The sequence below is a fragment of the Sphingopyxis sp. genome (assembly GCF_016463645.1).
Lineage (GTDB): Bacteria > Pseudomonadota > Alphaproteobacteria > Sphingomonadales > Sphingomonadaceae > Sphingopyxis.
Genome location: NZ_JAEMQX010000015.1, coordinates 25,316 through 51,930, shown reverse-complemented (window position 1 = coordinate 51,930; position 26,615 = coordinate 25,316). Strand labels below are relative to the sequence as shown.

Genomic DNA, 26,615 nt, shown 5'->3' with positions numbered 1-26,615 from the left:
CGCCGAGACCCGCCGCAGCCAGCGGAGCGACGGGGGCGGTTTCCTCGTCCTTGCCGGCGTCACCGCCCGGCCCGCTCGCGGCGGCCAGGCTCGCGGCTGCGCCGGCCGCCCCGGCGACACCCGCCGCGCCGCCGAAGAGGCCGAGCAGGCCGAAATGCTGCGCCAGAAGATAATAGACGGTGACGCGGTTCTTCGTCCGGTCTTCCTTCATCCGCTCGCCGACGCCGGCGATCGCGGCATCGAGCGTCGCGTCATCGTCGGTCAACCCCAGCTTCTTTTTGAGGAAATTCTCGCGAACCCGGTCTGTCTCCTTCTTGTCGCTGAAGGAAACCAGCGAGGAATCGCGGTTCCGAAGCGCGATCCCCAGATATTTGACGATCGCCGACACCACCGTCTCGTCGGCGTCCGCGACATATTTCCTGACATCCGCCAGCCAATCTTCTGCCATGCGATTATCCTCCTGCCCGACGCAAGGGTTCGCCGTCAGACGCTCGCACGGGGGGCGAGTCTCGCGTCTTAGGAGACGGAACTTATATCATTTTCCGAAAATGCAAACATCGCGGAGCCGGACATCCGCCCTATCGCTTGCCGAGGTCGCCCTTGCCGACCGTCCCCGATGCCATTTCGAGCATCCGGTCGAGGCTCTTGCGCGCGGCGAGGCGAAGCCCCTCCTCCATTTCGATCTGCGGCTTCAGGTCGCGCAGCGCGATATAGAGCTTTTCCATCGTATTGAGCGCCATATAGGGGCAGATGTTGCAGTTGCAGTTGCCGTCGGCGCCCGGCGCGCCGATGAAATTCTTCTCGGGCAGCGCCAGTTCCATCTGGTGGATGATGTGCGGCTCGGTCGCGACGATCAGCGTGTCACCGGGGAAGCTCTTCGCGAATTGCAGGATACCGCTCGTCGATCCGACATAATCGGCATGATCGACGATGTGCGGCGGGCATTCGGGGTGCGCCGCGACCGGCGCGCCGGGATGCTGTGCCTTGAGCTTCAGAAGCTCGGTCTCGCTGAACGCCTCGTGGACGATGCAAACGCCGGGCCACAGCAGCATGTCGCGGCCGAATTTGCGGTTGAGATAGCCGCCGAGGTGCCGGTCGGGGCCAAAGATGATCTTCTGCTCGGGCGGAATCTGGCTGATGATCGTCTCGGCGCTCGACGAGGTGACGATGATGTCGCTCAATGCCTTCACCGCCGCCGAGCAGTTGATGTAGGTCAGCGCGATATGATCGGGGTGCGCTTCACGGAAGCGTTTGAACTGTTCGGGCGGACAGCTGTCCTCGAGGCTGCAGCCCGCGTCCATGTCGGGCAGGATCACGGTCTTCTGCGGCGACAATATCTTCGCGGTCTCGGCCATGAATTTGACGCCGCAAAAGGCGATGACATCGGCGTCGGTGTCGGCCGCCTTGCGCGACAGCTCGAGCGAGTCGCCGACGAAGTCGGCAAGATCCTGGATCTCCGGCTTCTGGTAATAATGCGCGAGGATGACGGCGTTGCGTTCCTTGCGGAGGCGTTCGATTTCGGCGCGCAGGTCGAGACCCGAGAGATTCTCGCGGACGGGAGCAGTCATGGCGTTTCCTTGTATGGCTTAGCCTTGGCGCCCCCCTACACCCTGCCCCGCGGCAGGGCAATTGACCGCATCAGCCGGCAAGCCGCGTCGCGAGCGCGATGACGGGAGGCGTCATCGACAGGAGCGATATGGCGACGCGCGTTGCGATGACAACCGCCGCGATAGCCCGGGTCGCGGGATGGATCGCGCCGCGGCTACGCCGGTCATAGGTCGCGATCATTGCGACAACCGCCAGTTGGCAGAGCGCGACCGCCGGCTCCGCCCACGGCCCCATTATGGGAATCGGAAGCAGCCGTCCCAGCGCCGGCTCGAGGATGATGATCGTCGCCCCGATCATCAACCGCCGGTGCCAGTCCGTGGCACGCCGCCGCCGGATCGCCCAAGCGACCATCATGCCGAACACGAGCGATTCGGTCACGGTCAGCGCAAGAAAATAGGGCGGCGTAAAAAAGGGCGGAAAACGGTTCAGGATCAGCGAGGCGACGCCGGTGAAGATGCCGAGGCAGGTGATGAAGAGCGCGAGCAGGCCGCCGATCCGCCCGAGCTGACGGTGCCGTACCAGGTTGTCGCGCGAGACGAATGTCGGCTGGGCAATCAGCAACGCGAGCCACGCCAGCATCGCCACACCGTGAACATGAACCCAGAAGGGTGCCGCGACCGGATCGACGAAGCCCCGCAGCGCAAATTGCAGGAAGCCGAAGACAATGAAGATCGCGAGGCCGATCGCCATGCGATGCCAGAAAAGTTCGGCGCGCGCGGCGCCCTCCGCGGTACTGGCCATGCCTGTTCCCCCATCCCGACCCGGGCGCGAGGATAACAAAGCCGCGGACGTACGAAAAGCGGGCTTTTACCCGGACGGTGCGTCGGCGAAGCGCGCCGTGACCTTGGCATCGATCCCCGCGGCCTTCAGCGGCATGGCAAAGCTCTGCTCGACCGCGGCCCGCGCCGCGCCCTGCGCAAGCCGCATCGGGGTCGTGCCTTTCGCCTGCTTGATCAGCTCTTCCTGCGCCGCCTTGCGGTTCGCCGCATCGAGCGCCTGCTCGGCATCGGTCAGTGTCAGCAAAATCTCGCCGTCGCGATATTCGCTGATCGCGTCGATATCGATCTCGGGTCCCGCGAGCCGCAGCGGCGGCAGCGTGACGGTGAGCGCATTGGCCGCGCCGTCCCAGTCGAGATCGGACTGTTTCAACTTGCCGAGATCGAGCTCGTAGCGAACCGTGCCGGGCATGATCAGCGTCTTCTTCGCGCTCAGCCCCAGCCGGCTCTGCGTCGAAGTCACGACCGCGACGTAGCGCGCCGTGAAGGGGACGAGGACATTCTGTTCCTGCAAGCCCTGCAGGCTCGCCGCGACGACGGTTTCGGGGTCATAGCCTTTCTGCCAGCCCTGCCATGCCGTCACCGCCCACCAGACGGCGGCGAGCATCAGGGCGGCCGCAGCGAGCAGGATCAGGCGCGGCAACAGGCGCGGAGCGGGCGAGGAAAAAGGCTGGGTCATGGTGTGGTATAGTCCGAGCAATCGGGCGCCGGCCGGTCCATTTCGTAGCGCGACGTCGCGGGGTTGTAGCGCAGCGTCCGTTCATAGCTGCACAGGGGATCTTTCTCGTGGACGAGATCGCCTGCCTTCAGGCGCTGGCCACTGTTGTCCGCCGAGCGGCGCGACGTGCGCGGATAGGCGGTCGCCACCGCGCGATAGGTGAGCACCGGAAGCTCGCCCGCCTCGGCCGGTCCGGCGGACAATGTTCCGGTGAAACTATAATCGTCGTGGCACGCCTCGCGGCGATCCTTCATATCCTGCTCCGAAAAGCAGGCGCGGATCATCAGCGAGCTGTCCCACACAATATCGAGCACCTCGCCGCCGAGACGCGCGTTCGACGGCGTCGTGTCGAGACGCAGCAGGTGCAGCCGGCTGCCGTTGCCGCCGCCGCCCGAATACATCGTGCTCGTACCGACGAGGATGCCCATCAGATATTGGCGCGCGTCCGGTGCCGCGCCTTCCGGGGAAGGCCCCGCGATCAGGTTCGGCCACAGGTCCAGCGTCTGGCCGTCGCCCTGCGCGAAGGGCAGCGCGAGATCGTCGGCTTCGCCCGTGCCCGGCGCGGTCAGAACGAGGCCGCCATCGCCCGCTTTGGCGCCGGACAGGTCGAGGCACAGGTCCTTGCCGGGAAGACATTTGCGGTCGCCCTCGCCCGTGACGAGAGCGATGACAACGGGATCGGGCGCGGCGGCGGGCGCCGCCGCGGCGATCAACAGCGGCAGCAGCATCAGGCCGGCACCCAGTCGTCGCCTTCGTTGCGCACGATGCCGCGCGTCCGGAGGTCGATCAGGTGGGCAAGCACCGAACGCCCGGCGGCGCCGGTCAGCCGCGGGTCGAGTCCCTTGTACATATGCTTCACCATATCCGGAATCACGCGCGTGCCCTTTTCGAGTTCCCGCAGAATCTGCCGCTCGCGTTGCTTGCGGTGGCCGAGCATCCCCCGGACGAGTTGCCGCGGCTTGGTCACCGCCGGGCCGTGCGCCGGATAATAGACGCGGTCGTCGCGGTCGTGGAGCTTGGACAAACTTGCCATATAGGCGGCCATGTCGCCGTCGGGCGGGCTGACGACGCTCGTCGACCAGGCCATGACATGGTCGCCGGTGAACAGCGCGCCCGTTTCGACGAGCCCGAAACACAGATGGTTCGATGTATGCCCCGGCGTCGCGACCGCCTCGATCGTCCAGCCGTCGCCCGAAATCCGCTCGCCGTCGGTCAGGATACGGTCGGGCGCATAGTCGGCGTCGAACGCCGAATCCGCGCGGGGTCCGTCATCGCTGAGCGCGAGCGGCGCACAGCCGATAATCGGGGCGCCCGTCGCCTGCTTCAGGGGTGCCGCGGCGGGACTATGATCGCGATGGGTGTGCGTGCAGAGGATCGCGGCGACGCGCTGGCCGTGCGTCGCGCGCAGGATCGCGTCGACATGGCCGGCGCCGTTGATGTCGGCGGGATCGCCGATGCTGAGCCCCGATCCGGTCGGGCCGGGATCGATCACCGCAACGTCGCTGCCCGCCCCGACGATCCACGTCTGGGTGCCGGTAAAGGTATAGGGCGACGGATTGGGCGCGAGCACGCGGCGCACCAGCGGCTCATGCTGTTCGCACTCGCCGGCGCGGATCGTGTCGGGCCAGGGCTTTTCTTCGCTCATGCCCGTCATGTGGCATTGCGAACCGCGAAGGAAAAGACGTGCCGGTCAAAAATGACGGGGCGCGAAGAGGGAATAGCGCGAAAAAAGGGAGCGACATGGGCCGCTCCCTTCTCCGCCCCTGCCGCCGGCCCCACCGGGGAGCAAAGACCGGCGTCGAAGCTGGTCGGGCCTCAGTGGCCCGATTTCTCGATGTCCGCGATCGCCTTGTCGATGTCGGCGGCGACCTGAGCCCGAATCTCTTCGGACATCGTGCGCGACCATTTGCTTTCGACAAAGGATGCGCGCGCCTTCTTCAGCGCCGACAGGCGCGCCGCCTTGCCTTCGGCCGTATCGCTGCACGCGAACATCATGACATGGCTGCGCCTGTTGCCGCTGCTCTCGTCGCGGTCGACGATCGGCGCCGCTTTGCCGTCGCCGCATTTGCCCATGACCACCGTCTTGCCGTGGGTCGACCAGGCACCGTGCGGTACCGGCGGGATGGGCGGCATCGGCGGAATCGGCGGAATCGGCGCCATGACCGTGCGGATACGCTCCTTGCGCTTCGCCTCGAGCCTGTCGGCGATCGCGTCGGCCCGCTTGCCGGTGATACCCTGCTCCTTCAGCGTCGCGAGCACGTCGTCGCGCGACAGGCTGCCCGGGGTGCGGATTTCGGCGCGGCGGGCCCTGTCCTTGCCGTCGGCGGGCGCGAACATCACCGCGGGCGCCTTGCCTTCCCCTTCATCGTCGCGGCGGATGACGATCCGGTGGACTTCGCGCTTCTTCTTGCCGTCCACGGTCGTGCTGTCGTCGCTATGTTCGGTGAAGACCATCACCCCGGGCGCATCGAGCGCATCGGGAGCCTCGGGCGGCAACGGCGGTTCGGGTGGGGCCGGCGGCACGGGGATATCGGACGCCTGCGCCTTTGCGACGACGATCCCCGCGGGGACGAGCGTCGCGGTCGCGCCGAGCACCGCGAGCGTCGCACCGCCGATCAGCAGCCGGCCGACGAGACCGCGCTTTTTCGAAATATCCTGCCTCGTCAACATCGTCAGCCTCTCCTGCAGATTATCGTGGACCGCCATCGGGGCGGCGAGCGACAGGCGCGGGCCGACCGCCGCCTTGACGATCGCCGTGGCGTAGCGCGCGGTACGCTCGCCGCGTTCGTCGCCGTCGGCCATCGTCAGCACGCGCGCGTCGCACGCGGCTTCCTGATCGAAACGAAAGGCGCGGATCGCACGCCAGGCGAAGGGATTGAACCATTGCGCGGCGAGCAGCACGAGCGCCGCGCTGTTCGCCCAGAGGTCGCCGTGGCGGTGGTGCGACAGCTCGTGATCGATCGCCAGCGCGCGTTCCTCGGCGACATAGCGCGCGAAGAAATCGTGCGGTACCGCGACATAGCGCTGCCACAGGCCGAAGGCGACGGGGCCGTCGACCGCGTCGGACATCACCAGCCGGATCTTGCCGATCGGTTCGAGCTCGACCGCCTCGCCCAGTACCGCGCGCCGAAAGCGCGCATGCGAGACCATCGCGGTCGCGAGCACGGCGATCGTGCCCGCCGCCCAGACGGCGAAGAGAAGCGGGGTCATATCGGCGAGCGACCAGAGCGGTTCGGCTGCCGTCGCCGGCGCCGCAACGGGCAAGCCGGCCGGTACCTCGATCATGGCTGGCGCCGACCGCTCGGGTACGATCATCGCGGGCTCGGCGAAGGGGAGCGGCGGCAGTATGAGCCGCAGCGCGGGTACCGCCCACAGCGCGTAGGTCAGCCGCGGCCCGAAATGCCGGGCGAAGGGCTTGCGGACGATCAGGATCAGGAGGACGAGGATACCCGTGGTGACGAGCGTGTCGGCCCACGCCTCAAGCAGCACCGCGGCGCTCATGACTTGAGCTTCTTCAAAAGCGCCTCGATCTCGGCGATGTCGGCGTCGGTCAGTGCCTCGCGGTCGGCGAGATGCGCGATCAGCGGGCTGACGCGACCGCCGAACAGCCGGTCGACGAAACGCTGCGATTCCTCGCCGACGGCCTCGGCGCGTTCGATCGCCGGGCTATAGAGATAGCGCCGACCGTCGGCCTCCGCCGTCACCGCGCCCTTCTGGACCAGCCGCGCGAGCAAGGTCTTCACCGTCGCCTGCGTCCAGCCGTTGATCTTGCCGATGCGCGAGGTCAGGTCGGCGGCGGTCTGCGGAGCTTCCTCCCAGAGCGCCGACAGCACCTGCATCTCCGAATCGCTTGCTCGTTCTGCCATGCGGACCCCTCCCACTGGCACCCGTCGATATGATGCGACTACAAATGTAGTCAAAGGGCTGAACGCTTGCTGAACGGCGCTGAACGGCAAGAGTGTCGGGATTTTTGACAAGCGGCAGGCGCGGTAAGGAATCGCTAACCAGCATGTCATGCCGAAATTCGACCGGCGCCGGAACTGGCACGGCAATTGTATGGTATCGGATGTTCCCGAGTGTTCCGCTCAAATGGAGCGGTGGGGGGCATCAGTCTGGTCCCTGATGTCCCCTGCCCCCACCCGGGAAAACCCCACTTGCCCCAATGCAGACGGGGGGCGGAGCGGCCGAAAGGCCCCGCCCCCCGGAAGCTTTTTCAGCTCTTCGAAATTTCCGGCATGCCGAACAGCGCGGCGAAATCCGCGCGCTTTGCGAGCAGGTCGGCGAGACTATATCCGTCGAGCACCTTCAGGAACGCCGCGAGCGCCTCGGCGAGCGCGCCGGTCAGCCCGCAGGCGGGCGCGATGACGCAGCTGCCGCAATCGACGAGGTCGAACCCCTCCTCGGTATGGCGCACGACCGCACCGACATTGATCTCGGCCGCGGGCCGTGCCAGCCGGATCCCGCCGAACCGCCCCCGCGCGCTTTCGAGATAACCCGCGTTCACCAGGTCGTTGACGACCTTCATCAGATGATTCTGCGAAATACCATAGGCGCGCGAAATCTCGGAGATCGGGCTCAGCCGGTCGTCATCCTGCGTGCCCGCATAGAGGAGCACGCGCATCGCATAGTCGGTGTAGCGCGTCAGGCGCATTCTGATCCTTCGAAATTTCCGTCCACCTGTAATATGTATTTTTGTTGCATGTTTCAAATTCCGATCATACATGCGCGCTATATACATGATTGGAGCGAGTCATGACGCAGGACGTCCAGATCGATGAAGCCGCGCTCGAGCGCCTGATCCCGGCATTTTACGACCGCGTGCGCGCCGACGCCGGGATCGGGCCGCTGTTCAACGCCGCGGTGCACGACTGGCCCGGGCATCTCGAAAAGCTCGTCGCCTTCTGGTCGTCGGTGATGCTGACGAGCGGGCGCTACAAGGGCAGTCCGGTCGCGGAACATCTGAAGCACAAGGCGCATATCACCCCCGCGATGTTCGAGCGCTGGCTGGCGATCTGGGCCGACACCACCGGCGAACTGCTCGCACCCGCCGCTGCGGCGGCGCTGCAGGCCAAGGCCGCGCGCATCGCCGAAAGTCTGCAACTCGCCCTGTTTTTCCGCCTCGACGACCCCGACCGCCGGGTAGCTTGACCGAAGGAGAATACCCATGCCCAACGCACCTTTCGTGGACCTCGGCGTCCACCACCGGCCGGTCGGTTTGTCCGACCGCATCGCGCTCGGCTTCACCAGGATGTTGCGCCTCGTCGCCGACACCTTCTTTGCCAAGCGCTACGGCCACCGCGCGATCGTGCTCGAAACGGTCGCCGCTGTTCCCGGCATGGTCGGCGCGACGCTGGTGCATCTCAAGAGCCTGCGCCGTATGGAAGACGACAGGGGATGGATCCGTACGCTGATGGAAGAGGCGGAAAATGAGCGGATGCATCTGATGACCTTTATCGAGATCGCGAAACCGACGCTGTTCGAGCGCCTCGTCATCCTCGGCGTCCAGTGGGTCTTTTACCTCGCCTTCTTCGCACTCTACCTGATCAGCGCCAGGACCGCACACCGTGTCGTCGGCTATTTCGAGGAGGAAGCGGTGATCAGCTACACGCTCTACCTTCAGGAAATCGACGAAGGCCGCAGCCCCGACCTGCCCGCGCCGGCAATCGCCCGACATTATTGGAAGCTCGCCGATAATGCGACGCTGCGCGATGTCGTCCTCGTGGTCCGCGCCGACGAGGCGCACCACCGCGACGTCAACCATGGCTTTGCCAGCGAACTCGCCGGGATCGAACCGGCGGCGCATGTCGCCCCTTATCCCGAACATGCCGACCAACTCCGCGTCGCGGCCTGAACCACACACACTCTCTCTCAACGACAGGATATCAGAATGCGCACCGCTTCCGCCCACGCGATGACTATCGTCAAGGCCACCGCCCCGGCCCTCGAAAAGCACGGCCTTGCGATCACCACCGCGATGTACGCACGGTTGTTCGGGAACAAGGATATCGAGGCGATGTTCGACCGCGCCGCGCAGACGAGCGGCGAACAACCGAAGCGCCTTGCGGCGGCGATCCTCGCCTATGCGAAGAATATCGACAAGCTGCAGAACCTCGGCCCGGCGGTATCGCGCATGGTCGCCCGCCATATCGAGACGGGGGTGAAGGCGGAGCATTATCCCCATGTCGCCGAAGCCCTGCTGCCCGCGATCCGCGACGTGCTGGGCGCAGAGGTCGCGACCGACGACGTGCTGGCGGCATGGGGCGAGGCCTATTGGATGCTCGCCGACATCCTCATCAGCGCGGAAGCGCAGGCATATGAGGATGCCGAGGCGGCTTGAACCCGATGGCCGATAACGACCGAAAGCTGACCTCGCCATCATCGTCACCCCGGACTTGATCCGGGGTCCATGAATTCAGCGCTGCGGTGGATCCCGGATCAAGTCCGGGATGACGAATGTCCGCTTCCCACCCCAAAAACAGACAAACAAAAAGCCCGCCGGCGCCATCGCGCCGGCGGGCTTTTGCTATCCGGCAATCATGCCGCTTATTCGGCGCGCGCCGGAATATCGGTCATCAGCTGGTGAAGCTCGCCCGCTTCCCACATTTCCATCATGATGTCGCTGCCGCCGATGAATTCGCCCTTTACATAAAGCTGCGGGATCGTCGGCCAGTCCGAAAATTCCTTGATGCCCTGGCGGATTTCCATGTCCTGCAGCACATCGACGGTTTCATATTCGATGCCGAGGCGGTCGAGCATCGCGATCGCTCGCGATGAAAAGCCGCACTGCGGGAACAGCGGCGTGCCCTTCATGAACAGCAGGACGGGGTTGTCGCCGACCAGCTTGGCAATGCGGTCGTGGGTGGTGGGGTCGCTCATCTCATGTCTCCGGTGGCGCCATGCGCCGCAAAATTCGTGTCAGCCCCTTATGAGGGGATGGCGGTCGTCAATTGCAAGGCATGAAGTTCACCGCCCATGCGTCCGCCGAGCGCCGCGTACACCGCCTTGTGCTGTGCGACGCGGGTCATGCCGCGGAACGATTCGCTGACGACATGCGCCGAATAATGGTCGTTGTCGCCGGCAAGATCGGTGATCCGGACATCGGCATCGGGAAAGGCAGCGACGATCATCGCCCGCAGATCATCCTCGCGCATGCCCATCGAATGCGCCTCAGTTCTGGCTGTCGATGAACTGGCGGCGCGCTTCGGCGGTCTTGTCGTTCAGCACCGCGCGGATCTCCGCATCGCTGATCTCGACGCTCGCCGCGGTCAGATCGCCCGCGAGCTTGCGGATAACGTCCTCGTCGCCCGCTTCCTCGAAGTCGGCCTGCACGACGGCCTTGGCATAGGCGTCGGTTTCCTCGGGCGTCAGCCCCATACGCTCGGCCGCCCATTCGCCGACGAGCCGGTTGCGGCGCGCGGTGATGCGGAACTGCACCTCCTGGTCACGGGCGAATTGGGCCTCGAAGGCGCGCTCACGATCGTCGAATCCGCTCATTTTATCCTCATGCGAATGAATGTCGCCCTGCAGATAGGTCGCCCGTCCCGGCGGCGCAAGCCGCCTGTGCCGCAGATCACTTCCCTTTCGTATACGAAGGGTTTAGGGTCCGGCCCTAAGGGAATGGGTCGTACCGCAGCAATGAAGACTGTGCCTTGCCGGCATCGCGTCGGCACGGCGCCTTTACGCTTGTGTTTGGGGGATTAGGTGATGACCGCTCGACGTCCGTATCTTGCGCCGGTTCTGGCTGCGCTGGCCTTGTCCGCGCCCGGAACCGCGCTGGCCCAGGGCAATGATCCGACGCTTCGCGACAGTTTCGCAATCGGTGACGAGGGCGGGTCGCTGTGCGAGGTGCAGGCCACTGTCCGCGACGCCGTGGTTCAGGGCATGTTCGAACGCGCCTGGACGATCATCTGCCGTGACGCGAGCCAGCCGGTGGGAACGGTGCGCGAACTCCGCGCCACATCGGCCGAAGCGCTCGCCCGCATCGAACGGGCGCGCACCGGCACGGTGATCTGCGCCTCCGACGGCCATTGCACGCTTGGCGACAGCAATGTCGCCTGGGCGACGCGGGTCGAAACCCGGGGCAAGGTCGCCTATAGCGTCGAGGGGTTCGCCGCTTATGGCGACGCCCTGAATCTCGCCCTCGAATCGATCCGCGAACATCGCGTCGTTCCGGGCGTGATCAAGGTCGCGACGATATCGGTCGGCAGCAACGACGGCTTTGCGCGCACGCTCGCGGGGACGATCGACGTCGACAAGGCGCTGGCCGAGGGATATCGCCGCAACCACAGCGGCGACTATGCCGAGGCCGCCGAATTTTTCGAGGCACTGTCGCGCCGCGCGATCGAGGAACGCGCCGCCGCCGACATCGACCCGACCGAAGTCACGCTGAACCGCGCGCTGCAACGCTCCAACCTCGGCGAATTCGCCGAGGCCGAGCGGCTCTTCACCGAAGTCGAGGCGATTCCGACCGCCGACCCCGTCCAGCTCCGCCTCCGCCGCAATTTCCGTGCGATCAACGCCCTCAACCAGCGCGACTATGACGGCGCCGCGGCGCGGCTTCAGGCGCCGATCCCGCCACTGACCAGCGGCGTCACGGTCGCCGACGGCGCGGTGACGCTGACGCCCGAGATCGTCGCCGGGGTCAACAGCGGCGAGAATGCCCGGGTCGTGCGCCAGAGCAACGATCGCGAGCGCCTGACCCCACCCGAACGCGCGCTGATCATCGACGCGCAAGCGGTTCATCTGCTCGGCACGGTCGAGCGGCTGCGCGGCAATGCGCCGGCGGCCAAGGCCGCGCAGCTCAAGGGGCTGGCGGATGCGGTCGCCGTCCGCGAAGGCCGCGTCACCTCGATCATCCGCCTGCGCTCGCAAATGCTCGGCGAACTCGCGCTCGCCGAGGAAGCGAATGGCGAAAACGGCGCCGCCGACGCGCGCTTCCGCGAATCCGTGAACCTGCTCGCGGTCGAATATCCCGAGACCAACGCCCTTGCCTCGGCGCGCGCACGCTACGCCGCCTTCCTCACCCGGCACGGGCAGGAAGAAAAGGCGATCGGCATCTATCGCGAGGTCGTGACCGCGCTCGCCAATTCGCAGCGCTCGACGGCGGGTATGGCGAATATGATGGCGCCCTATTACCGCATTCTCGCGGCGCGCGCGGCAACCGCCCCCGGGGCGATCGACGATTTCTTCGTCGCGAGCCAGTTGCAGGTCCGCCCCGGCGTCGCCGACACGCAGGCGGTGCTCGCGCGCGAATTGTCGAGCGGCAGCGACGACGGCGCGCGGCTGTTCCGGCAGGCGACGACGCTGAACCGCGATCTCGAGCGCGCGCGGATCGAGGATGCGCGCCTCGCCCAGCTTCCCGAATCGCCCGAAGTCAACGCCTTGCGCGCCGACATCAGGACGCAGCTCGACAATCTGGCGTTCCAGCAGTCCGAAACCGTCGTCGCGCTGTCGGCCTTTCCGCAATATCGTGTCGTCGCGTCGGGCAAGCTCGACCTTCCCGAACTGCAGAAGGTGCTGCGTCCCGACGAGGCCTATCTGAAGATGCTCGTCGTGGGCGAGGGCGTCTATGCGATGCTGATCGAACAGGGTGGCGCGCAGCTCTGGAAATCGGACATCAGCGCCTCGGGCCTCGACAGCGCGGTCGACACGATCCGCTCGACCATCTCGATCGTCGAGAATGGCCGCCGCGTGACCTATCCGTTCGACGCCGCGACCGCGTACAAGCTCTACGGCCAGCTTTTCGGCCCCGTCGCGGCGCGACTGCCGGCGGTGCCGCACCTGATCTTCGAGCCCGACGGCGCGATGCTGCGGCTGCCGATCAACCTGCTCGTCACCGCCGACACCGGCCTCGCCGCCTATGAGCAGCGCCTGCTCGATCCCGACGCCGATCCGTTCGACATGCGCCAGATCGCCTGGCTCGGCCGGACGACGCGACCGAGCACCGCGGTCTCGACATTGGGCTTCCGCAATGCGCGGCAGTCGGCGCCGTCGAAGGCGAGCAACCAATATTTCGGCCTCGGCGAGAATCTGCCCGTCGGCGGACGGCTCCCCTCGCTCGGCACGCGCGGCGCGGCGAGCGCCGGTCTCGACGGCGATTGCCTGTGGGACGCCGCGCAATGGGCGCGCCCGATCTCGGCCGACGAACTCGTCACCGCGCGCAACGCGATGGGCCGCGCCGCGGGCACCCTGCTCACCGGCGGCGCCTTCACCGACACGGCGGTCAAGAACCGCGCCGACCTCGGCGACTATCGCATCATCCATTTCGCGACGCACGGCCTCGTCACCGCACCGCGCCCCGCCTGCCCCGCGCGCCCCGCGCTCGTCACCTCGTTCGGCGGCGCGGACTCGGACGGTCTCCTGACCTTCCAGGAAATCTTCGACCTCAAGATCGATGCCGATCTCGTGATCCTCTCGGCGTGCGACACCGCAGGTGCCGCGAGCGTCGCGGCGACGCGCGAGGCAGGGCTTTCGGGCGGCGGCAACGCGCTCGACGGGCTGGTACGCAGCTTCATCGGCGCGGGCGGCCGCTCGGTGATCGCGAGCCACTGGCCCGCCCCCGACGATTTCGACGCGACCCAGCGGCTGATCGGCGGACTGTTCGCGGTCGATGAAGGCACGAGCGTCGCCGACGCGCTCTGGGCCACCCAGATGCGGCTGATGGACGACAAGCAGACGTCGCATCCCTATTATTGGGCGGGTTTCGCGATCATCGGCGACGGCGGTCAGCCGCTCCTCCACAACGGCGCGGTGACCGCACGGAACGGAGAGGCTGCCGGCCGCGCCGCCCGCTGATCCGATGAACGCACCCGAAACCATCATCCCCGCGGCGGAGCTTCCCGCGTCCGACGGCCAACGCGCCGCGGTGCCGCTGCGCAAGCGCGTGCGGCGGCTGGTCATGCAGCTCGGCCCGTCGCGGATGGCGGCGACGATCGCCTTTCTGCTCGTCGCGATGCTGGTCGCGCGCTTCAGCTGGCAGATGCCGCTGATCGACGCCGCCGAACGCGCGCTCTATGATGCGCGCGCAACGCTGATGGCACCGCATGTCGAGCAGGACAGGCGCATCACCCTCGTCACCTATAATGACGAGACGCTGTTCAATACCGGCATCCGCTCGCCGCTCGACCGCACCCTGCTCGCGAACGCGCTCGGCAATCTCGACCGGATGGGCGCGAAAGCGATCGGCATCGATATCGCCTTCGATTCGCCGCGCCCCGACGACGATGTGCTGAAGGCGCAGCTACGCGCGATGAAGACGCCGACGTGGCTCGCCTATGCCGAGCAGGCGAGCAACCCGAACACCATCTTCTATGAACAGCAAAAGTTCCTCGAAGCCTTTATCGCCGACGTCACGACGGACAAGACGAAGCCGACGAGCGTGCTGTTTCGCAACGACGACGACGACGTCATCCGCAACTGGCCCCACCGGCCAAAGAATTTGCCGCCATTGATGTCGAATGCGCTCGCCCCCGTCGACGCAGCCCATGCGAATTTCCAGGGCAATATCCGCTTCCTCGTCCCCGCGCGCGCCGCGGCAGGGCAGGAAGAGCCGGTCTTCGCGAACATCCCGATCGACACCTTCGCGATGCCGATGGACGCCGATATGCGCGCCGGCTTTTCGGAACTGGTCAAGGGCCGCTACGTGCTGATCGGCGGCGACATCATCGACAACGACCAGTTCAACACGCCATTGAGCCGCTTTCCCGACGCGATCAGCGGGCAGCACGAGACGATGATCGGGCTCGAGGTTCACGCGCATATGCTCGCGCAGCAACTCGACGGCGCGTGGACGCGGCCGATCCCGGGCCCGGCGCTATGGGCGCTCGCGATCCTGATCGTGCTTGCGGGCGGACTCACCAGCCTGATCGATCTTCGCGCGCGCTGGGTCGCGCTCGCCTTTCTCGGCCAGATGGCCTTCTTCATCGCCTTCCCCTTCTGGCTGCAGGGGCGCGGGGTCGACACGACGACGCTGCCGACCTTCGGCTGGGCGGTCGGCTGGCTGTTCGGCTATGCCGCGGTCGGCACCGCCGCGCGTACGATCGGTTCGCGCCAGCGCGCCTTCGCGCAGTCGGCGCTCGGCAAATATCTGCCCGCCGATATCGCGGCGCAGATCATGCGCGATCCCGACCAGCTCTCGCTCCATGGCGAACGGCGCAATATCTTCTGCGTCTTCACCGACCTCGAAGGCTTTACGAAGCTGAGCCATGCGGTGACGCCGGAAACCGTCGCACGGCTGCTCAACGAATATCTCGACCGGCTGTCGGACATCGTGCTCGAACATGGCGGGACGATCGACAAGTTCGTCGGCGACGCGGTCGTCGCCTTCTGGGGCGCGCCGATCAGCCGCGCGGACGATGGCGAAAAGGCGGCGGCCGCCGCGCTGGCCATGTATCAGGCGGGCGAGAAATATCGCGTCGACCTGGCGGCCGAGGATGTGCCGCCGATCGGGATGACGCGCGTCGGCCTGCACGTCGGCGACGCGATCGTTGGCAATTTCGGCGGCGAAGGCCGCATCCAGTATACCGCGCTCGGCGACAGCATGAACACCGCCTCGCGCCTCGAGGCCGCGAACAAGAGCCTCAGGACCGGTGTGCTGATCTCGGCCGAAGCCGCGGCGCGCTCGGGCCGCGACGATCTGGTGCCGATGGGCCGCGTGACGCTGCGCGGCCGCGCGCAACCGGTCGATGCCTTCACCCCGCGCCCCGATCTCGCACCCGACCAGCGCGCACGCATCGCGGCGCTGGTCGAAGCGCACGCCGCGGGGGACAAAAAAACCTGTGTGACCTGTGCCACAGCAATACAGGCGGATTTCGGTCAGGATGCAGCCATCATGTTTCTGATAGAACGCCTCAACGAGACCAAAGAGGGAGAAAGCTATGTCCTTTCCTGACTTCCGGATGCGCCGCCTCGGCCTCGCCGCCGCGGCAACGGTCGCCGCCGTCGCGATGGTCGGCACCGCCGCCGCCCAGTCGATGGTCGTCCGTTCGACCGGCCCGTCGGCGAGCAAATATCCGACCGGCGCGCGGCTCAAATCGACCGACAAGCTGACGCTTGTCGCGGGCGACAAGGTCGTACTGATGCAATCGGGCAAGACCCGCACCCTCTCCGGCCCCGGCAGTTTCGGCGCCACCGGCACGGTGCAGGCAAGCCAGTCGCTCGGCGGCAATGTCACGCGCATGTTGGCGAAAGGTCCGACGATGCGGTCGCGCGGAGGATTCTCGCGCGGCGACACACCCGAAGCGGGCGAGGCGCGTGCGCCAAACCTGTGGCTGCTCGACTATCGCGAAGCCGGCACCTTTTGCGTTCTCGATCCCGCGGTGCTGATGCTGTGGCGTCCGAACATGGAAGGCGACACCGCGCTCGAAATCGAAAGCGCGGGCAAGAAGACGACCGTCGCGATCGTCGACGGCGCCAATTTCCGCAAATGGCCGACCGACGTCCTGCCGGTGCAATATGGCACCGACTATCGCCTGTCGGGGGGTGGCCTCGCCAAGCCGGTGACGGTGCGTTTTGCCGCGATGGAAAATGCCCCCGATACGGTCGAGGGATCGGTCGACGTGCTGATGGCGAAGGGCTGCACGCCGCAGCTCAATCGCCTTGTCGACACGATGTCGGAAGCCGAGGCGGGATGAAGATGGTGGATGGGGCGGTAATCATTGTGACTGCCCTGTCCGTCTGATATTTATCCAAGGAAATTCCGTCGGTCGCGTGATGGAACATTTCCTTGGGTCGAGATTTGCGCTGCCGCTTGCGGCAGCGCCGGTTGGGTTGGCAGGCCGCTCGTCGTGGCATGCCGTACACAAGGGGTGGTGATGACGGTGTCGGGGGATAGCGGACATGGTGCAATCGCGCGGCCGAAACAGGGCGATATTCGCCGGATACTGATCGGTTCGGCAGGGCTGGTCGCTGCAGCCTTGCCCGCGGCCGCATGGGCCCAGGCAACGCCGCAAGTCCCGACGCGCGAGGAAATCCAGCGGCCGGCGATCGCGCCCGCGGTTCAGCCGGACGAACAGATCGTCGCGGTCGACGACGGCATAGAGCGCGCCCCGTGTCCGCTCGCCAGTCCCGAATTCGCCAATATCCGCTTCACGCTGCGCGCGGTCGAGTTTTCGAGCGTCGAGGGTATCGACAATGCGATCCTCGCGCCGAGCTGGTCCGACCGCGTCGGACAGGAGCTGCCGATCTCGGCGGTGTGCGACATTCGCGACCGCGCCGCGACGCTCCTGCGCAGCCGGGGCTATCTGGCCGCGGTGCGCGTGCCGCCGCAGACGATCGGCGATGGCGTGGTCCGGCTCGACATTCTCTCCGCGCGGATGTCGCGTATCGAAGTGCGCGGCGATGCCGGCGCCAACGAGGGGCTGCTCCAGCGTTATCTCTCGCGCCTCGACGACCAGCCCGTGTTCAACATTGTCGATGCCGAACGCTACCTGCTGCTCGCGCGCGATATTCCGGGCATGGACGCGCGACTGACGCTGCGCCCCGGCGCGGTTCCCGGCGAGGTCGTCGGCGAAGTCACCGTCGCGCGCACCCCCTTCACCTTCGATTTCAATGCGCAGAATTTCGGTTCGCGCGATGTCGGTCGCTGGGGCGGGATCGCGCGCGCACGCTTCGCCGGCCTCACCGGCATGGGCGACCTCACGACGGTCAGTTTCTACGCCACCCCCGATTTCGACGAGCAGAAGGTCATCCAGGCCTCGCACGAGTTCCGCGTCGGCGGCGAAGGACTGCGCTTCGGCGCCAGCTATACCTACGCCTGGACGCGCCCCGACATCATCGGCTTTCCCGTCAGGTCGAACACGCAGGTCGTCAGTCTTTACACCGCCTACCCGCTCGTGCTGACACAGGCGCGGCGCGTGACGATCGGCGGCGGGCTCGATTTCATCGATCAGGACATCGGTCTGGCCGGCATCCCGATCAACGAGGACCGGTTGCGTGTCTTCAACCTGCGCACCGATGCAAGCTGGGTCGACCCCGCCTCGATCGCCGGTCGCGGCGGCTATAGCCCGAGCGAGCCGCGATGGTCGCTTGCCACTTCGTTGGAAGCGCGGAAAGGCGCCTCCTTCCTCGGCGCCAGCGATGATTGCGGCCCCGGCGGCGCGGCCTGTTTCCTGCCGGGCGCGGTACCGCTGACGCGCGTCGAGGGCAAACCCGACGCCTTCCTCGTCCGCGCCAACGCGCTGGCGGAATGGCGACCCGCCAAGCTCTTCACCCTTTCGGCGGCGCCGCGCGCGCAATGGTCGAATGACCCGCTGCTTGCCTATGAGGAATTTTCGGGCGGCAATTTCACCGTCGGACGCGGTTTCGATCCGGGCACGATCATCGGCGACAGCGGCGTCGCGGTCGCGCTGGAAGCGCGTTACGGCTCATTCGTCCCCGCCAATACCGAAAGCCTTGCCTTCCAGCCCTTCGCCTTTTTCGACGCCGCATGGGTGTGGAACAAGGATACGGCCTTCGACGGGCTCGATCCGCAAAAGCTCTATTCGGCCGGCGGCGGAGTGCGCGTCGCCTACGGCGACTTGGCGCGGCTCGACATGACGCTGGCAGTACCGCTCAACCGCGGCGGCTTCCTGACCAAGAAGCCCGATCCGCGGTTTCTGGTGTCGCTGACCACCCAGTTCGGCGTGAGGGCGCGCTGACCATGACTTTTGCTTCGAGGACGACCGCCATGCGTGCCACCGCCACCCCCTCGCCTGTCAGCAAAGACAAACGGCGCCTGATGACGAGCTGCGCGATCGCCGCCGGCATGGCAGCGCTGGCTTATGGCGGACCGGCGCTGGCGCAGGTCAACGGCAACGCCGTTCCCGTCACCGTCGGAGCGGGGAGCAGCGTCTCCAGCAACGCCGGGACGAACACGACCACCGTCACCGTCACACAGGCGCAGAGTGTCTACAACTGGGTTCCCACCGACACCGCCCCGACGGGCGGCGCGATCGACTTCCTCCCGGTCGGCGAAAACTGGAACTTCGTCGGCACGGGCGATTACACCGTTCTCAACCGCTTCGTGAACGGCGCCGGCGGATCGCTCAGTCGCCAGATCGCGCTCAACGGCACGGTCAATTCCTATGTCGGTTCGACCACCGGACCGCGCGGCGGCAATATCTGGTTCTATAATGCCGGCGGCATCCTGATCGGCGCAAGCGGCGTGATCAACGTCGGCAGCCTCGTGCTCACCACCAACGACATCGTCACGACGGGCGGATTGTTCGGCGCGGGCGGCGAAATCCGCTTTCGCGGCGCTGCGGCCAGCACGTCGGGCGTCACGGTCAACGGCGCCATCAACGCCAACAATGTCGGGAGCCCGGGCAGCAGCTATATCGCGCTCGTCGCGCCGCGCGTCGTACAGGCGGGCGCGGTCCGGGTGGACGGATCGGCCGCCTATGTCGCGGGCGAACAGGCCGATATCCGTATCAACGGCGGGCTGTTCGACATCAACGTGCTCGTGGGCGCCGAAGGCGGCAACGCGATCACCCATACGGGGACCACGACCGGCCCCGCGCATCTCGACGCCAACGGCAACCAGAGCCGCATCTATATGGTCGCCATTCCGAAGAACGATGCCGTGACCATGCTGGTCAGCGGCGCGATCGGCTATGACGATGCCCTGTCGGCGCAGGTCGATCCCGACGGCGCGGTGCGTCTGTCGGCGGGCTATAATGTCGTCGGCGGCGAACTCGCGGCAACGCCCGCCAACACCACCGCGGCGAATATCACGGCGGGCGACACGCTGTTCCGCAGCAACACGGTCGCGCGCGCGAGCGGCGCCTTCGTCGCCACGCCGACGCAGACATTGCCGGTCTCGCCCTCGCCGCTGTCGTCGGAAGGCCAGTTCTTCGTGCAGGGCAACGGAACGTTCACCGGCGATGCCAGCGCGACGATCAATATCGGTACCGACCAGTCGGGCGGCGCCACCGGCACGTTCACGGTCCAGTCCGGCGGCCGGGGCGGTGTGCCCGGAAGCGCGGCGGTCAACGTCACCGGCGGGTCGCTCTCGGCTCCCGGCGCGCTGACGATCCGGGCCACGGGAACTCCCGACGCCGTGACCGGCGACAGCCAGGGCGGCAGCGCCAGCCTGATAATCACCGGCGGCAGCGTGACGACCTCGGGCGTCACGGTGGAAGCGAACGGCACTTCCGACGAGGGGTCGAGCGGCGCTACCGGAAGCGGGCGCGGCGGCAATGCCGGCATCACGGTCAGCGGTACGGGCGGTTCGCTGACCGCCGGAAACATTTTCATCAACGCGATCGGGCGCGGAGACAATAATTTTGTCAGCGGACCGCCCGCCGTCAACGGCGACGGCATCGGCGGCACAGCCAGTCTGACCGTCTCGAACGGCGGCGCGGTCGGACCGGCCGCGCTGCTTTCGATCGACGCGCGGGGGATCGGCGGGATCGGCCTGACGCAGTCGGGCGACGGCACCGGCGGCACGGCGCGCATCGACGTATCGGGTCCGGGATCTTTCCTGTCGACGACGCAAAGCTTCGTGCAGGCCGGCGGCGACGGCGGCGGAAATATCGCGGGGTTCGGGATCACGCAGAATGGCGGCGACGGCACGGGCGGAACGGCCGAGGTGCTGATCGACGCCGATGCAGCGTCGACGGTATCGCTGGGCGCCCTCGGCGCGAGCGCGCTTGGCCGCGGCGGCAATGCCGGCGACATTGCGACCGGCGGCGAGAATGCGGTCGGCGGCAACGCGCTGGGCGGCACGGCGACTGTCTCGGTCGACGGCGGCGTCACCGCGCAGTTCACCGCGATCACCCTCAACGCCTCGGCGCAGGCCGGCAGTGCATTCAGCCCGAGCGGCACCAGCGGCCGGTCGGGCAATGCGCAAGCGAACGATGTGACGCTGGCCGCGACGGGCGGCTCGACGATCGACAGCAGCGGCGCCGTCAACCTGTTCGCGGTCGGGATGGGCATCGCCGGCGAAAATTACGGAAGCGGCACCGGTGGCGACGTCAACGTCACCGCGACGGCCGGCGGCAGCGTGATCAGCGGCAACCGGGTGACCGTGCAGGCGATGGGCGGAAACACCTCCAACGCCATCGGCCAAAGCGCGGGCGACGGCACGGGCGGCAATGTCGACTTTGTCGCCGACGGCGGCACCATTCGCGCCGAGGTCTATGACGTCGACGTCAGCAGCAACACGGTCAATGTCAACGGAACCGGCGGCAACGCGCAGGGTGGCACGATCGACCTCTTGGCGCGCGGCGGCGGACAGATCGCCGCGACGCTCGACGCAACCAATATCTTCGACGCGAGCGCGACAACGGGCGCCAGCGCGGCCGGAACGAATGCGACCGGCGGGACGATCCGGCTGATCGCCGACGCGGGCGGCATCAATCTCGCGGTCGGCGCCATCGTTGCGACCAGCGGTGTTTCGGGCGGCGCGACCGCCCCCGGCGGCGACATTCCGGTGGGTCGGGGCGGCTCGATCCTCGTGCGGGTGGCGGCCTCTCCGCTCGACGACAGCGCGATCAGCCTCGGCAGCTTCGACGCATCGGCCGAAGGCCGCACGCAGGTCGACATCGAGAGCGCGGAGGGGCTTCCCCGTGAAACCTCGGGTACCGGTCAGGGTGGCGACATCGACTTCGACATCCAGGGCGGAACGCTGAACGCCGCGTCGATCAACATGTCGGCGAACGGCTATGGCGGCAACGGAGCGGGCGACCGCAGCCTCGGCAGAGGCGGCACGGCGACCTTCACCCAGACCGCCGGCGCAGTGGAGATCAACGACCTGGTCGTCAGCGCCGACGGCTTTGGCGGCGTGGTGCAGGGCCAGTCGGGCGCAGGCTTCGGCGGCACCGCGACGATCGATCTGCTGGGCGGCACGATCAACGCCGCCGACATCGTCGCGACCGCCAACGGCGAAGGCGGCATCGGCTCCTTCGGCAACGACGAGGATCCGCTCGACATCATCCCCGGCGGAGTCGGCGGAATCGGGAGTGGCGGCACCGCGACGATCAATATCGAGGGATCAGCCATCGTCGGCGCGAGCGTCATCGAAGCACGCGCCGCGGGCGCGGGCGGCGAAGGCGGCGAGTTCTTCAATTTCTCCAGCTTCAGCGGCGTTCCGGGCACTCCCGGCGCCGGCGGCGACGGGATCGGCGGCGCCGCGACGGTGAATGTCCGCGGCGGCACGACCACCGCGAGCGGCATGATCGCCAACGCCTCGGGGCTGGGCGGCACCGGCGGCAGCAGCTTCTTCTCGAGCAGCAGCGGCGGCGCGACCGGCATCGGCGTGGGCGGCAACGGCGGCGCGGGACGCGGCGGCACGGCGACGATCGCGCTCGAAGCGCCGATCGGCGGCGTCGGGATCGCGAACAGCATCGCGCTCGGGACGGGCGGCGCGGGCGGTACCCACAATGTCGGCGGCAACGGCGGCGACGGCTTCGGCGGCCTGGCGCAGGCGATCGTCACCGGTTTCGAAGCGGGCGAGCTCGCGGTCGCCCTCGATTCGACCGGCACCGGCGGCAATGGCGCCGACGGGCGCGACGGCGCGGGCGGCAATGGCGGCAATGGCGCCGGCGGGACGTCGCGCATGACCGCCGATGGCGCGGGAGCGAGCCTGACGGCCCTCGAGACCAATTTCATCGCCGGCGGCACGGGCGGCAACGGCGGTACGGGCGGCCTGGCCTTTGTCGCGACCCCGGCGGTGGCGCCGAACGGCGGCAATGGCGGTAACGGCCAGGGCGGCACGATCGAAATCGCCGCCAATGAAGGCGGCGCCGTCACCCTCGGCATCCTGACCGGCGACAGCGTCGTGCTGAACAGCACCGGCACCGGCGGCAATGGCGGCAACGGGTCAGACGGCGGCTTCTTCGGCAATTCGACCGGCGGCGACGGCGGCGCCGGCGGCGGCGGCACGGGCGGCAGCGTGCTGCTGCTCGCCACCGGCGGAACGATCACGTCGAACGGCGAAGCCGTCGATATCACCGTCGACGGCGTCTCGGGCACCGCGGGTATCGGGGGCACGGGCGCCGGCACCGGCGGCAACGGCGCGAATGGCGGCCTCAGCGGCACCGCGGGCGGCCGCGTCGCGATCGAGACGGCAGCCGGGGTGTCGGAAGGCGGCCGGATCGACCTCGGCCTGACGCGGATCGCGGCGAACGGCGACACCGCAGGCCGCATCGAAATCCGCGCGGACGGAAACATCGCCTTTGCAGGCCTCGAAGCCGAGGCGCTCGGCTTGGCCGCACCGACGAACAACGACACCGAAGAGGCGCTTTCGGGTATCTTCATCGCGCCGACCGGCGGGACGATATCGAGCCAGGGCGACGTCACGCTGACCACCGACGGATCGGTCGGCGTCTACGCCCGTTCGAACGGCCTGCTCGATGTCGATGGCGTGCTGACGATAGCGGCGGGCGACCAGATCGATATCCGGCACGATTTCCGCGAGGGCGCCGCACCGACGATCCGCGCGAGCGACAGCCTGATCGCGTCGGCCGCGACCAGCATCGGCGCCGCGCCGGGCAGCTCGATCAGCGCGGGCGACCTGTTGTCGCTGAGCGCGACCGGCCCGACGGGAACCATCGGCGTCGATCGCCTCGCGGGGAACACCATCAACCTCGGCAGCCCCGGCGCCGCGAGCGTCGAACATGCCGAAGCGGCGGGCGACTTCATCGCGACGGTCGGCAGTTTCCGCACCGGGCTCAATTCGATCATCACCGGCGGCAACATCCTCGTCACCTCGCCGGGTGCCGTCGATCTCGGCAATTCGACCGCAGGCGGGCTGGTGCAGGTCTCCGGCCAGTCGATCGCCTTCAACAATATCGACGCCGGCCTGTCGATCGGGCTCTCGGCCGAAGGAACCGCGCCGGGCGCCGAAGGCATCCGCGGCGGATCGCTGAGCGCGGGTGGGGACATCAATCTCTTCGCCAACAGCATCGCACTCACCGGCGATGTCGCCGGCACCGCATCCTTCTTCGCCTTCGGTACCGGCGGAGCGGTTTCGGTCAGCAATGCCGACGTCGATGGCACGATTTCGATCTTCTCGGCCGGCGACCTCACCGGCACCTATGTCGCGGGCGGGAATATCTTCCTGAATTCGAACGCCAATATCAACGCGTCGGCGCAGGCCAATGGCGGCTATGTCGATGGCAACGGAATCGGGGCCGAGGGCAATCTGTTCGTTGTCGCCGCGGGAAATGCGACGCTGACCGACAGTGCGGCCGCACGCATGTTCGGCGTCAACGCCGGCGCGGCCGCGTCGATCGATGGCGGCATCGCGGGCGAGGACATATTGGTCCTCGCCGGAACGACGGCGAACCTCGTCGATGTCACGGGCGGCGACGACATCACGGTCAACGCCGCGGGCGATATCGGCGCGGTCAACGTCCGCACCACCGGCGCCGGCGCCGACACGCACATCCTCGGTTTCTCGATGGCATCGGGCAGCCCGACCTTCACCATCGGCACGGGCGAAGGATCGGATGGCATCAACGGCGCCGACATCGTGATGGCGTCCTCTGCCGGCGCGATCGATGCGACGACGCTGTCGGCGGGCGACGACATATTGCTCACTGCGGCGAACAGCATCGCGGTCAACGGCGCGACCACGCTCGGCCTGGGGACGACCGGCGGCGACAGCAGCGTCGGGACGCAGGGCGGCGCGACGACGCTTGGCAATATCGACAGCTTCAGCGACGTCGTCGTCGATGCGTCGGGCGCCGCCAGTCTCGACGGCGCAGTCGCCGCCGGACGCGATGTCACGATCAACGCCGCGTCGGTCGGACTCGCGACGCTCACAGGTCCCGGCGGCGCGATCGATACGCTGACCGCCGATCGCAACATCACGGTCAATTCGGCTGCGGGCATCAGCGGCGGCGGGACGCAGGCGTTCGGCGACATCGCGCTGACCGCCGCGACCGCCATCGACGTCACCCATGTCGGCGGCGGGACGAGCGTCGCGCTCAACGGGGCGAGCGGGATTGCCGCCGGGACCGTCTCCTCGTCGGGAACCACCAGTCTCGACAGCACGGGCGGCGATATCCGGATCGGCGGCCTGGACTCCGGCGGCACGATTGCCGCCAGCGCCGATGCGATCCGTATCGAAGGCGGCGGCAACATGCACTTCACGTTGCTGAACGCCGCCACCGGCGACGCCTATGTCCGTGGCAATGGCGATTTCTCGGTCGACAATGGCAGCGTCGCCGGGACCGCCGACCTCGCGACCAGCGGCGAGGCGATGAACATCATCGCACTGACCGCGGCCAATGCGAATATCGCGAACGACGGCGGCTTCCTCACGCTGAATTCGGTCAATGTGGCGGGCAATCTGGGTGCCTCGGCACGGTCGAACCTCGCCGTCGCCGGCGTGGTGACCGGCCAGTCGATTTCGCTCGAATCCGCCGATATCGCGATCGCTTCCGACGCCCGCGTCGGCACGGCGGGCGTCACGCAGCAGCTGTCGATCGCGAACAATGATGCGGGCCGCCAGACCTTCATTGGCGGTACGGCGGGCCCGAACGGCCCCGACGGCTATCATATCGACGCCGACGAGCTGACGCGTGTCTTCGGCACACGGATCGAAGTCTTCGCGCCCGAAGTTCAGGCTGCGGGCGGGCTCTCGGTCGGGTCGTCCGCGCCGCCAGACGTTGTCGTCGACAGCTTCACGATGACGGGCGGCGCAACCGGATCGAATCTCGGCGCAAATGGCGCGCTGACGATCCGCACGCCGGGCAAGATGCGCGTGATCGGCAACGTCCGGCTGACGGGACTCTCGGACGCCAATGCGTTGAACCTGATCGCGAACGACGCGCTCGAAGTCATTCTGGGCCAGGGCACCGTCCGCCTCACCGGTGCGAACGACGCCCCGGGCGGTCAGCTCAACCTCGAGTCCGACGACATCATCGTCGCGACGCAGGCGGCGATCACGGCGGTCGGCGCGGCGACGGGCATGGACGCGATCAACGCCCGGCTTGGCGAGAACGATGGCATCATACTCGACGAGGGCGCGCTCTTCGCGCGCGGGATTCGCGCCGACGTGTCGGGCGGCTTCTACGTCCAGAACAGCGGTGCGGGTACCGACTTCACGCAGCGGCGCGGGCTGACCTTCGGCGCCGGGGGGCTCGATGTGCTGACCGGGGGGCAGTCGCGCATTGCGATCAACGGCGTGCAGCTCGGGCCGAACGGCCAGATCACCGGCCTCGACGCGCTCCAGCTTCTGACGATTGCGGGCAGCGCGCCGGTACCGGGGACTTATGACCGACGGTCGACCTTCAACGGCTGTCTCATCGCCAGCCCGACGGCGTGCACCACCATAAGCTTCGACTTTGAAAACAGCTTCCCGGTGCAGGACGTGATCGAGGAGGAGATCAAGGGTGACGAGGACGGCGGCGGCGACGGCAACAACCTGCCGCAGCCGCTGATCACGATGCGCGACATCGATCCGATGACCGGCGAGCCGTTGCTCGACGATCCGGTGACCGGCGCGGGCAACGACGATCTGTGGACGCCGCCGGCGCAATAGCGAGCGTTTCGGTTGACGGAGCGCCCCGGCGCAAGGCATGGGCGCG

Annotated in this window: 20 protein-coding genes; 8 read left to right on the top strand and 12 right to left on the bottom strand. The window is 67.3% G+C overall.

Annotation, left to right across the window (positions count from 1 at the left end):
* The 9 genes from JHC57_RS05865 to JHC57_RS05825 all read right to left on the bottom strand — a co-directional run.
* Window positions 1-448: DUF2853 family protein (locus tag JHC57_RS05865; RefSeq protein ID WP_294029068.1), on the bottom strand; the 448-nt coding region annotated here is incomplete at its 3' end.
* 130 nt (window positions 449-578) lie between these two features.
* Window positions 579-1,568: a quinolinate synthase NadA gene (nadA, locus tag JHC57_RS05860; RefSeq protein WP_294029067.1), complete on the bottom strand. Its 990-nt coding sequence runs from the start codon at window positions 1,566-1,568 to the stop codon at window positions 579-581.
* Window positions 1,569-1,638: 70 nt separating this feature from the next.
* Window positions 1,639-2,349 (bottom strand): adenylate cyclase, encoded by a 711-nt coding sequence (locus tag JHC57_RS05855; RefSeq protein WP_294029066.1) that lies wholly within the window; start codon window positions 2,347-2,349, stop codon window positions 1,639-1,641.
* A 66-nt stretch (window positions 2,350-2,415) separates the two neighbouring features.
* On the bottom strand, window positions 2,416-3,063 hold the full coding sequence (locus tag JHC57_RS05850; RefSeq protein WP_366928528.1) for a DUF4230 domain-containing protein: 648 nt from the start codon (window positions 3,061-3,063) through the stop codon (window positions 2,416-2,418).
* On the bottom strand, window positions 3,060-3,830 hold the full coding sequence (locus JHC57_RS05845) for a hypothetical protein (protein WP_294029065.1): 771 nt from the start codon (window positions 3,828-3,830) through the stop codon (window positions 3,060-3,062). Before JHC57_RS05845 ends, JHC57_RS05850 begins: the two co-directional genes overlap by 4 nt.
* Window positions 3,830-4,747 carry an MBL fold metallo-hydrolase gene (locus JHC57_RS05840; protein WP_294029064.1) on the bottom strand — a complete coding sequence of 306 codons (918 nt, stop codon included), beginning with the start codon at window positions 4,745-4,747 and terminating at the stop codon, window positions 3,830-3,832. The genes JHC57_RS05845 and JHC57_RS05840 overlap by 1 nt, the downstream gene beginning before the upstream one ends.
* A gap of 170 nt (window positions 4,748-4,917) precedes the next feature.
* Window positions 4,918-6,603: a M56 family metallopeptidase gene (locus JHC57_RS05835; protein WP_294029063.1), complete on the bottom strand. Its 1,686-nt coding sequence runs from the start codon at window positions 6,601-6,603 to the stop codon at window positions 4,918-4,920.
* Window positions 6,600-6,968, bottom strand: a complete 369-nt coding sequence (locus tag JHC57_RS05830) for a BlaI/MecI/CopY family transcriptional regulator (RefSeq protein WP_294029062.1) — start codon at window positions 6,966-6,968, stop codon at window positions 6,600-6,602. The genes JHC57_RS05835 and JHC57_RS05830 overlap by 4 nt, the downstream gene beginning before the upstream one ends.
* A 347-nt stretch (window positions 6,969-7,315) precedes the next feature.
* Window positions 7,316-7,753, bottom strand: coding sequence for an Rrf2 family transcriptional regulator (locus JHC57_RS05825; RefSeq protein WP_294029061.1), 438 nt, complete (start codon window positions 7,751-7,753; stop codon window positions 7,316-7,318).
* 101 nt (window positions 7,754-7,854) lie between these two features.
* On the opposite strand from JHC57_RS05825, the gene JHC57_RS05820 reads away from it, so the two are divergent.
* From JHC57_RS05820 to JHC57_RS05810, 3 genes are read left to right on the top strand one after another with little or no spacing between them, the layout of a single operon-like run.
* On the top strand, window positions 7,855-8,250 hold the full coding sequence (locus JHC57_RS05820) for a group III truncated hemoglobin (protein ID WP_294029060.1): 396 nt from the start codon (window positions 7,855-7,857) through the stop codon (window positions 8,248-8,250).
* 16 nt (window positions 8,251-8,266) lie between these two features.
* The gene (locus JHC57_RS05815; protein ID WP_294029059.1) at window positions 8,267-8,953 is read left to right on the top strand and encodes an alternative oxidase; all 687 of its coding nucleotides are present in this window, start codon (window positions 8,267-8,269) and stop codon (window positions 8,951-8,953) included.
* A gap of 36 nt (window positions 8,954-8,989) precedes the next feature.
* Window positions 8,990-9,439, top strand: a complete 450-nt coding sequence (locus tag JHC57_RS05810; protein ID WP_294029058.1) for a globin domain-containing protein — start codon at window positions 8,990-8,992, stop codon at window positions 9,437-9,439.
* 206 nt (window positions 9,440-9,645) lie between these two features.
* Here JHC57_RS05810 and grxD read toward each other — a convergent pair whose 3' ends face one another.
* From grxD to JHC57_RS05795, 3 genes are read right to left on the bottom strand one after another with little or no spacing between them, the layout of a single operon-like run.
* Complete coding sequence (grxD, locus tag JHC57_RS05805) at window positions 9,646-9,978, bottom strand: Grx4 family monothiol glutaredoxin (protein ID WP_294029057.1); 333 nt, start codon at window positions 9,976-9,978, stop codon at window positions 9,646-9,648.
* Between the two features lie 47 nt (window positions 9,979-10,025).
* The gene (locus JHC57_RS05800; RefSeq protein WP_294029056.1) at window positions 10,026-10,259 is read right to left on the bottom strand and encodes a BolA/IbaG family iron-sulfur metabolism protein; all 234 of its coding nucleotides are present in this window, start codon (window positions 10,257-10,259) and stop codon (window positions 10,026-10,028) included.
* 10 nt (window positions 10,260-10,269) lie between these two features.
* Complete coding sequence (locus JHC57_RS05795; protein ID WP_294029055.1) at window positions 10,270-10,596, bottom strand: DUF1476 domain-containing protein; 327 nt, start codon at window positions 10,594-10,596, stop codon at window positions 10,270-10,272.
* Between the two features lie 210 nt (window positions 10,597-10,806).
* Here JHC57_RS05795 and JHC57_RS05790 point away from each other — a divergent pair, with 210 nt between their 5' ends.
* The 5 genes from JHC57_RS05790 (at window position 10,807) to JHC57_RS05770 (ending at window position 26,569) form a co-directional block, all read left to right on the top strand.
* Window positions 10,807-13,896, top strand: coding sequence for a CHAT domain-containing protein (locus tag JHC57_RS05790; RefSeq protein WP_294029054.1), 3,090 nt, complete (start codon window positions 10,807-10,809; stop codon window positions 13,894-13,896).
* Window positions 13,897-13,900: 4 nt separating this feature from the next.
* Window positions 13,901-15,991: an adenylate/guanylate cyclase domain-containing protein gene (locus JHC57_RS05785; protein WP_294029053.1), complete on the top strand. Its 2,091-nt coding sequence runs from the start codon at window positions 13,901-13,903 to the stop codon at window positions 15,989-15,991.
* A complete protein-coding gene (locus tag JHC57_RS05780; protein WP_294029052.1) occupies window positions 15,978-16,733 on the top strand; it encodes a hypothetical protein in 756 nt (251 codons plus the stop codon). The genes JHC57_RS05785 and JHC57_RS05780 overlap by 14 nt, the downstream gene beginning before the upstream one ends.
* A 180-nt stretch (window positions 16,734-16,913) precedes the next feature.
* Window positions 16,914-18,737, top strand: a complete 1,824-nt coding sequence (locus JHC57_RS05775) for a ShlB/FhaC/HecB family hemolysin secretion/activation protein (RefSeq protein WP_294029051.1) — start codon at window positions 16,914-16,916, stop codon at window positions 18,735-18,737.
* A 29-nt stretch (window positions 18,738-18,766) separates the two neighbouring features.
* The gene (locus JHC57_RS05770; RefSeq protein ID WP_294029050.1) at window positions 18,767-26,569 is read left to right on the top strand and encodes a hypothetical protein; all 7,803 of its coding nucleotides are present in this window, start codon (window positions 18,767-18,769) and stop codon (window positions 26,567-26,569) included.
* The last annotated feature ends 46 nt before the right edge of the window (window positions 26,570-26,615 follow it).

What these genes read in the sequence shown, in the direction of transcription:
- JHC57_RS05775 (WP_294029051.1), top strand. Translation starts at nt 16,914, where the DNA reads ATGACGGTGTCGGGGGATAGCGGACATGGTGCAATCGCGCGGCCGAAA.
- JHC57_RS05855 (WP_294029066.1), bottom strand. Translation starts at nt 2,349, where the DNA reads ATGGCCAGTACCGCGGAGGGCGCCGCGCGCGCCGAACTTTTCTGGCAT.
- JHC57_RS05815 (WP_294029059.1), top strand. Translation starts at nt 8,267, where the DNA reads ATGCCCAACGCACCTTTCGTGGACCTCGGCGTCCACCACCGGCCGGTC.
- grxD (WP_294029057.1), bottom strand. Translation starts at nt 9,978, where the DNA reads ATGAGCGACCCCACCACCCACGACCGCATTGCCAAGCTGGTCGGCGAC.
- JHC57_RS05825 (WP_294029061.1), bottom strand. Translation starts at nt 7,753, where the DNA reads ATGCGCCTGACGCGCTACACCGACTATGCGATGCGCGTGCTCCTCTAT.
- JHC57_RS05850 (WP_366928528.1), bottom strand. Translation starts at nt 3,063, where the DNA reads ATGACCCAGCCTTTTTCCTCGCCCGCTCCGCGCCTGTTGCCGCGCCTG.
- JHC57_RS05840 (WP_294029064.1), bottom strand. Translation starts at nt 4,747, where the DNA reads ATGAGCGAAGAAAAGCCCTGGCCCGACACGATCCGCGCCGGCGAGTGC.
- JHC57_RS05835 (WP_294029063.1), bottom strand. Translation starts at nt 6,603, where the DNA reads ATGAGCGCCGCGGTGCTGCTTGAGGCGTGGGCCGACACGCTCGTCACC.
- JHC57_RS05770 (WP_294029050.1), top strand. Translation starts at nt 18,767, where the DNA reads ATGCGTGCCACCGCCACCCCCTCGCCTGTCAGCAAAGACAAACGGCGC.
- JHC57_RS05790 (WP_294029054.1), top strand. Translation starts at nt 10,807, where the DNA reads ATGACCGCTCGACGTCCGTATCTTGCGCCGGTTCTGGCTGCGCTGGCC.
- JHC57_RS05820 (WP_294029060.1), top strand. Translation starts at nt 7,855, where the DNA reads ATGACGCAGGACGTCCAGATCGATGAAGCCGCGCTCGAGCGCCTGATC.
- JHC57_RS05780 (WP_294029052.1), top strand. Translation starts at nt 15,978, where the DNA reads ATGTCCTTTCCTGACTTCCGGATGCGCCGCCTCGGCCTCGCCGCCGCG.
- JHC57_RS05810 (WP_294029058.1), top strand. Translation starts at nt 8,990, where the DNA reads ATGCGCACCGCTTCCGCCCACGCGATGACTATCGTCAAGGCCACCGCC.
- JHC57_RS05795 (WP_294029055.1), bottom strand. Translation starts at nt 10,596, where the DNA reads ATGAGCGGATTCGACGATCGTGAGCGCGCCTTCGAGGCCCAATTCGCC.
- nadA (WP_294029067.1), bottom strand. Translation starts at nt 1,568, where the DNA reads ATGACTGCTCCCGTCCGCGAGAATCTCTCGGGTCTCGACCTGCGCGCC.
- JHC57_RS05845 (WP_294029065.1), bottom strand. Translation starts at nt 3,830, where the DNA reads ATGCTGCTGCCGCTGTTGATCGCCGCGGCGGCGCCCGCCGCCGCGCCC.
- JHC57_RS05830 (WP_294029062.1), bottom strand. Translation starts at nt 6,968, where the DNA reads ATGGCAGAACGAGCAAGCGATTCGGAGATGCAGGTGCTGTCGGCGCTC.
- JHC57_RS05800 (WP_294029056.1), bottom strand. Translation starts at nt 10,259, where the DNA reads ATGGGCATGCGCGAGGATGATCTGCGGGCGATGATCGTCGCTGCCTTT.
- JHC57_RS05785 (WP_294029053.1), top strand. Translation starts at nt 13,901, where the DNA reads ATGAACGCACCCGAAACCATCATCCCCGCGGCGGAGCTTCCCGCGTCC.